The sequence below is a fragment of the Streptomyces sp. NPDC092296 genome (assembly GCF_044755465.1).
Classification (GTDB): Bacteria; Actinomycetota; Actinomycetes; order Streptomycetales; family Streptomycetaceae; genus Peterkaempfera.
Genome location: NZ_JBIVRB010000001.1, coordinates 1,091,997 through 1,098,170, shown reverse-complemented (window position 1 = coordinate 1,098,170; position 6,174 = coordinate 1,091,997). Strand labels below are relative to the sequence as shown.

5 protein-coding genes are annotated in these 6,174 nt (G+C 73.7%); 3 read left to right on the top strand and 2 right to left on the bottom strand.

The window, feature by feature from the left end; translation table 11 throughout:
- Positions 1 to 556: 556 nt before the first annotated feature.
- The gene (locus tag ACIQGZ_RS05105) at positions 557 to 1,954 is read right to left on the bottom strand and encodes a cystathionine beta-synthase (RefSeq protein ID WP_402599440.1); all 1,398 of its coding nucleotides are present in this window, start codon (positions 1,952 to 1,954) and stop codon (positions 557 to 559) included.
- A gap of 205 nt (positions 1,955 to 2,159) precedes the next feature.
- On the opposite strand from ACIQGZ_RS05105, the gene ACIQGZ_RS05100 reads away from it, so the two are divergent.
- From ACIQGZ_RS05100 to ACIQGZ_RS05090, 3 genes are all read left to right on the top strand, one after another.
- Positions 2,160 to 3,236 carry an SGNH/GDSL hydrolase family protein gene (locus ACIQGZ_RS05100; RefSeq protein WP_402599439.1) on the top strand — a complete coding sequence of 359 codons (1,077 nt, stop codon included), beginning with the start codon at positions 2,160 to 2,162 and terminating at the stop codon, positions 3,234 to 3,236.
- 40 nt (positions 3,237 to 3,276) lie between these two features.
- Complete coding sequence (locus ACIQGZ_RS05095; RefSeq protein ID WP_402599438.1) at positions 3,277 to 4,497, top strand: acetyl-CoA C-acetyltransferase; 1,221 nt, start codon at positions 3,277 to 3,279, stop codon at positions 4,495 to 4,497.
- A gap of 346 nt (positions 4,498 to 4,843) precedes the next feature.
- Positions 4,844 to 5,698, top strand: coding sequence for a hypothetical protein (locus ACIQGZ_RS05090; RefSeq protein ID WP_402599437.1), 855 nt, complete (start codon positions 4,844 to 4,846; stop codon positions 5,696 to 5,698).
- 70 nt (positions 5,699 to 5,768) lie between these two features.
- Here the strand turns inward: ACIQGZ_RS05090 and ACIQGZ_RS05085 are convergent, their stop codons facing one another.
- Positions 5,769 to 6,146, bottom strand: a complete 378-nt coding sequence (locus tag ACIQGZ_RS05085) for a hypothetical protein (RefSeq protein WP_402599436.1) — start codon at positions 6,144 to 6,146, stop codon at positions 5,769 to 5,771.
- Between the last annotated feature and the right edge of the window lie 28 nt (positions 6,147 to 6,174).

The window sequence follows — 6,174 nt, the reverse complement described above, 5'->3', positions numbered from 1 at the left end:
TTCCCCGCGCCCCTGAAGGGGGTGCCGGGCTGGGCACGGGGGCTTGGTGCGGGTTTGGTGGGGTTGTTCGCGCAGTTCCTCGCGCCCCTGACGGGGGTGCCGGGCTGGGCACGGGGGCTTGGTGCGGGTTTGGTGGGGTTGCTCGCGCCCCTGACGGGGGCTGCCCGGCCGGTGGGCGCGCAGCAGGGCCGGTCCCGGGTCGGGACCGGCCCTGCTGTGCTCCGTGCCGCTCCCCCACCCGGGAGGGACGGAGGCGCACCTCGCGGTGCGCTGGTGTCCGCGGGGGCCGCCGCACCCCGGTGGTCGGTCGGGACCACCAGGGGCGGGACGACGGCGCCCCCCGCGAACGGACGCGGCTGGCCGGGTCAGGGCCGGCCGGCGCGTCCCGCCGGTGGCCGCACTGCCGGGGAGCCGCTCCCGCCAGCCACCGCCACCGTGCTCTGTTCGGCGTGTTGCCGTGCTCCCTACGATGACGGTCCCGTGTTAAGCGCATGCTGCGTACACATGTCGCCGGTGTACCACTTCCGGGGCGAAGTCGTGTGCGCCCGACGGCCGATCAGTGTGCACGGTCGGCCATGAAGGCCAGCAGGTCCTGCCGGGTGACGATGCCCTGCGGCTTACCGTCGACCAGCACCACGGCGGCGTCCGCCCGTTCCAGCACCCCCATCAGCCGGGTGACGGACTCGCCGGAGCCGACCACCGGCAGCGGCACCGACATGTGCTTCTCCAGCGGGTCGCCCAACTGCACCCGCTGCGCGAAGAGGCCGTCCAGCAGCTCCCGCTCCACCACCGAGCCGATCACCTCACCGGCCATCACATCGGGGTGCCCGGCGCCGGGCGAGACCACCGGCATCTGGGAGACGCCGTACTCGCGCAGCACCTGAACCGCCTCGCCCACGGTCTCGCTGGGGTGCATGTGCACGAACTGCGGGATGCCGCCGTGCTCCACCGCGTCCTTGCGGGCGAGGACGTCGGCCACGGTGGCCTCCTCGGTGGGCGAGGAGAGGAAGCCGTAGTCCGCCATCCACTCGTCGTTGAAGATCTTCGAGAGGTAGCCCCGGCCGCCGTCCGGCAGCAGCACCACGACCACGTCGTCCGGACCGAGCCGGCGGGCGACCTCCAGCGCGGCGACCACGGCCATGCCGCAGGAGCCGCCGACCAGCAGCCCCTCCTCCTTGGCGAGGCGCCGGGTCATCCGGAAGGAGTCCTTGTCGGAGACGGCGACGATCTCGTCCGCGACGCCGCGGTCGTACGCGGTCGGCCAGAAGTCCTCGCCGACGCCCTCGACCAGGTACGGGCGGCCGCTGCCGCCGGAGTACACCGAGCCCTCCGGGTCGGCGCCGACCACCCGCACCCGGCCCTCGGAGACCTCCTTGAGGTAGCGGCCGGTGCCGGAGATGGTGCCGCCGGTGCCGACGCCGGCCACGAAGTGGGTGATCCGGCCGTCGGTCTGCTGCCACAGCTCGGGGCCGGTGGAGTGGTAGTGCGAGGCGGGGTTCTCCGGGTTGGAGTACTGGTCGGGCTTCCAGGCGCCGGGCGTCTCCCGGACCAGGCGGTCGGAGACGTTGTAGTACGAGTCGGGGTGCTCGGGGGCGACGGCGGTCGGGCAGACCACCACCTCGGCGCCGTACGCCCGCAGCGTGTTGATCTTGTCGGCCGAGACCTTGTCCGGGCAGACGAAGATGCAGTGGTACCCCTTCTGCTGCGCCACGATGGCCAGGCCGATCCCGGTGTTGCCGGACGTGGGCTCGACGATGGTGCCGCCGGGCCGCAGCGCCCCCGACGCCTCGGCCGCCTCGATCATCCGCATGGCGATGCGGTCCTTCACCGAGCCACCGGGGTTGAAGTACTCGACCTTGGCCAGCACGGTGGCGCTGATGCCCTCGGTGACGCGGTTGAGCTTCACCAGGGGCGTGTCGCCGACCAGCTCGATGATCGAATCGTGGTACCGCACGGGGATCCTCCCGAGTCGTGGAACACCTGCACACAGAGTTGCGGTGCAGGGTTTCTGTATCGGTCAGCGTAGAGGGGCGGACAGCGATACGCCGAGGTCCGGGCCACGCCGGGTGATCACCGGCCGTACGGACGGTAGTCGGCGGCAGCGCTGGGTATGCAGGCTGTGAGAGATCGGGCCGCTAGCAGGGTGAGGGGGTCGATGGATGTCGCGGGCACGGGTGGCGCGGCGGATCGCGGCGGCTGCCGCCTACGGCGGCGGCGGGATCGGGCTGCTGGGCGTCGGGGTGGTCGGGCTGCTGGTCACCGAGGTCAAGTTCGCGGAGCGGGCGGTGGGGGCGCTCGGCGGTGAGCCGCCCAAGGCGGACGGCGTCTACGGCGGGGCGTTCGCGGACGGCCCCGGGGCGGCCTCGCCGCCGCTGGTGCTGGCGTTCCTCGGGGACTCCACGGCGGCCGGGCTCGGCGTGCTGCGCGGCCATGAGACACCGGGCGCGCTGCTGGCGGCCGGGCTGGCGTCGGTCGCGGAGCGACGGGTGCGGCTGGTGAACGTGGCGCTGTCCGGTGCCCGGTCCAGCGACCTGGAACGGCAGGTGGACCTGGCGCTGGAGACCGTCCCCGATGTGGCGGTGATCATCATCGGCGCCAATGACGTGACCCATCGGATGCCGCTGGTGGAATCCGTCCGGCTGCTCGGCGAGGCGGTGCGCCGGCTGCGCGCGGCCGGCTGCGAGGTGGTGGTCGCCACCTGTCCCGACCTGGGCACCATCGAGCCGGTACGGCCGCCGCTGCGCTGGGTCGCCCGGCGGCTGAGCCGCCAGCTGGCGGCGGCGCAGACCATAGCGGTGGTGGAGGCCGGGGCACGCAGCGTGTCGCTGGGCTCGCTGCTCGGCCCGGAGTTCGCCACCCGCCGGGAGCTGTTCGCCGCCGACCGCTACCACCCCTCCGCGCAGGGCTACGCCACCGCCGCGATGGCCGTACTGCCGTCGCTCTGCGCGACCCTGGGACTGTGGCCGGAGGAGGAGCGGCCGGACGTGTCGCGCGGCGAGGTGGTGCTGCCGGTGGCGGTGGCCGCGGCCGAGGCGGCGGGCCGGGCCGGTACGGAGGTCGCGGCGGCCGTCCGGGGCGGCTCGCACAGCGTTCCGCTGGGCCACTGGGCGCTGCTCAGGAACCGCAGACGGCACCGGCTGCCGGTGCCGCCGCCCACCGCCGGGCCCGCCCCGGCGGACGGAACGTCGCCCAGCTCACACGCCGCGCTGGGTGACGACCGCAATACCAACCGGTAGCTTGCGGCGGAACCGCCCGTACGCTCGTCGAGGAGTCACCGTGCCCGAAGCCGTCATCGTCAGCGCCGCCCGTTCGCCGATCGGCCGGGCCGTCAAGGGCTCGCTCAAGGACGTCCGCGCGGACGACCTGACCGCCGACATCGTGCGCGCCGCCCTGGACAAGGTGCCGGAGCTGGACCCGCGCGACATCGACGACCTGATGCTGGGCTGCGGCCAGCCGGGCGGCGAGCAGGGCCACAACCTGGGTCGGGTCGTCGCGGTACGGCTCGGCATGGACCACCTGCCGGGCTGCACCATCACCCGCTACTGCGCCTCCTCGCTCCAGACGACCCGGATGGCGCTGCACGCCATCCGGGCCGGCGAGGGCGACGTCTTCATCTCGGCGGGCGTGGAGATGGTCTCCCGCTACGCCCGGGGCACCTCGGACGGCATCGCGGGCACCCGCAACCCGGTCTTCGAGGAGGCCGGGTCCCGTACCGCGCAGCGCGCCGCCGAGGGCGCCGACAGCTGGCACGACCCGCGCGAGGACGGCCTGCTGCCGGACATGTACATCCCGATGGGCCAGACCGCCGAGAACCTGGCCCGACTGAAGGGGATCACCCGGGCCGAGCAGGACGAGTTCGGCGTCCGCTCGCAGAACCTGGCCGAGAAGGCCATCGCGGACGGCTTCTGGGCCCGGGAGATCACCCCGGTCACCACCCCGGACGGCACCGTGGTCGGCGCCGACGACGGGCCGCGCGCCGGGGTCACCCTGGAGGGCGTCTCCGGGCTCAAGCCGGTCTTCCGCCCGGACGGCACGGTGACGGCCGGCAACTGCTGCCCGCTGAACGACGGCGCCGCCGCGCTGGTGGTGATGTCCGACACCAAGGCCCGGGAGCTGGGCATCACCCCGCTGGCCCGGGTGGTCTCCACCGGGGTCTCCGGCCTCTCGCCGGAGATCATGGGCTTCGGCCCGGTGGAGGCGTCCCGGCAGGCGCTGCGGCGGGCCGGGATGACCATCGGGGACATCGACCTGGTGGAGCTGAACGAGGCGTTCGCCGCCCAGGTCATCCCCTCGTACCGGGAGCTGGGCGTCGACCTGGACCGGCTGAACGTCAACGGCGGGGCCATCGCGGTCGGCCACCCCTTCGGGATGACCGGCGCCCGGATCACCACCACGCTGATCAACTCGCTCCAGTGGCACGACAAGCAGTTCGGCCTGGAGACCATGTGCGTGGGCGGCGGGCAGGGCATGGCGATGGTGCTCGAGCGGCTGAGCTGAGCCGAGCGGGGCCGGATTCGGGGGCGGGCGCGCCGGATTGGGGGCCGGGCGCGCCGGATTCGGGGCCGGATCGGGGCTGCGGAATCACCCGTTCGGAGTGACGGTTCGTGTTTGAGGGCTGGATCACATGGAGATGGTGATCCAGCCCTCTTCCTATGGTTTCGACGCTTTTCGATCCACCGGCAGAAGCCGATCGGCTGCGGAGCGTATACCATCCCCGGCCGTCCGGACGTGGACAAGGTCACAGCTCACTCACGAAGGTGACTCCTTACCCTGCCGTCACGCGCACACATGCGGCACTGTGGTGGGTGATCCCCCGTTCAGCTCCGTGCGAGGAGTACGTTCCGTGAACGCCGTGTACACCGCCTTGCTGCTGCTCCTGCTGGTCCTCACCGCAGGAGTGCTGGTCCATGTACGCGGCCTGACCCGCCGCCTGGACGCCACCCAGGCGCCGGCCGCGACCGTGGACGACGCCGTGATCCGGCGGGCGGTGGCCGAGGCGCTGGCCGAGGACCGGGAGCGGGAGATCGCCGAGGCGCGGGCCTTCTGGGCGGAGCAGGAGGCCCGGTCGGCGGAGGACGGCCCACTGTTCGACCAGCCGTTCCACGGCGCCGACCCGGTGGACGGCTGGCCGCTGTACTTCCCCCGGCCGACCGGCCCGCAGGACGCCCCGGAGAGCGCGGAGGACTTCCCCCGTACCGCCACCGAGCGGATGGACCCGGAGTTCGCGGACGCGCTGCGCTCGGCACTGGAGGAGCTGATCGCGGAGGGCAACGGGATGCGTACCGGCCACCCGGTGCAGAGCGCCGCCGGCGCCCCCGCCGACCTGGAGGTGCAGGCGGAGCCCGCCCCGGACCCGCGCCGCCACCCCTCCCACCCGGACTTCGTGCCCTCCCAGGCGCCGTCCCGCGAGTGGACCGACAGCACCCTCAACCGGCTCGCCGGCGAGGGCACCGCGCTCACCGACGTCCGCCCCGGCCCGCTGGGCACCCTGGATGTCTACGCCTTCGCGGACGGCACCACGCTGTGCGTGGCCCCCGGCGACCGGGAGGCGGCGGAGCGGCTGATCGAGGCGGTGCGCTGCGGTGACGAGGTGCGGCTGCTCGGCGGCTCGCGCTTCTCCGGCTCGTACTCGCTGACCTTCGCCACCGGCGAGGGCACCGTGTACGTCCTCGCGGACCGGGTGGTGGCCAGCCTCTGAGGTAGTCGGAGCCGGCTCAGACGGTCGGGCCGGCTCAGACAGTCCGACCGGCTCAGACGGTCCGATCGGCTCAGACCAGTTTCGCCAGGGCGCCCACCGCCGCGACCGCGTCCGCCAGGACGCCGGACGCGGCGGCGCGGGCGCCCTCGCGCGTGGTGACCGGTGCGTCGCCGGGCAGTCCGGCCAGCGCCACCGCCAGGTCGTGGCCGGCCACCGCGAGCTGGTCGCCCGCCGCGAAGGGCCCGGCGTCCGGCAGCGCGCGGAGCAGCCCGGCGCCGTCCTGCTCCACGGCCTGTGCGTCCGCCGCCAGCCGACGGGCCAGCGCCAGCGCCGCTGTGGCCCGCGAGGGGTGGCCCGGTACGGGGGCGAGCAGCCTGCTCTGCGGCATGGAGCGGAAACGATCGGCCAGCCGGTCGACTGCGGTGAGAAGGGGAACGGGATCGGGCATGGAGGGAGCGTAACCGGGCAATCGACCG

Excerpts from the sequence above, each read along its gene's own strand:
- ACIQGZ_RS05085 (WP_402599436.1), bottom strand. The coding sequence starts at position 6,146 with ATGCCCGATCCCGTTCCCCTTCTCACCGCAGTCGACCGGCTGGCCGAT.
- ACIQGZ_RS05100 (WP_402599439.1), top strand. The coding sequence starts at position 2,160 with ATGTCGCGGGCACGGGTGGCGCGGCGGATCGCGGCGGCTGCCGCCTAC.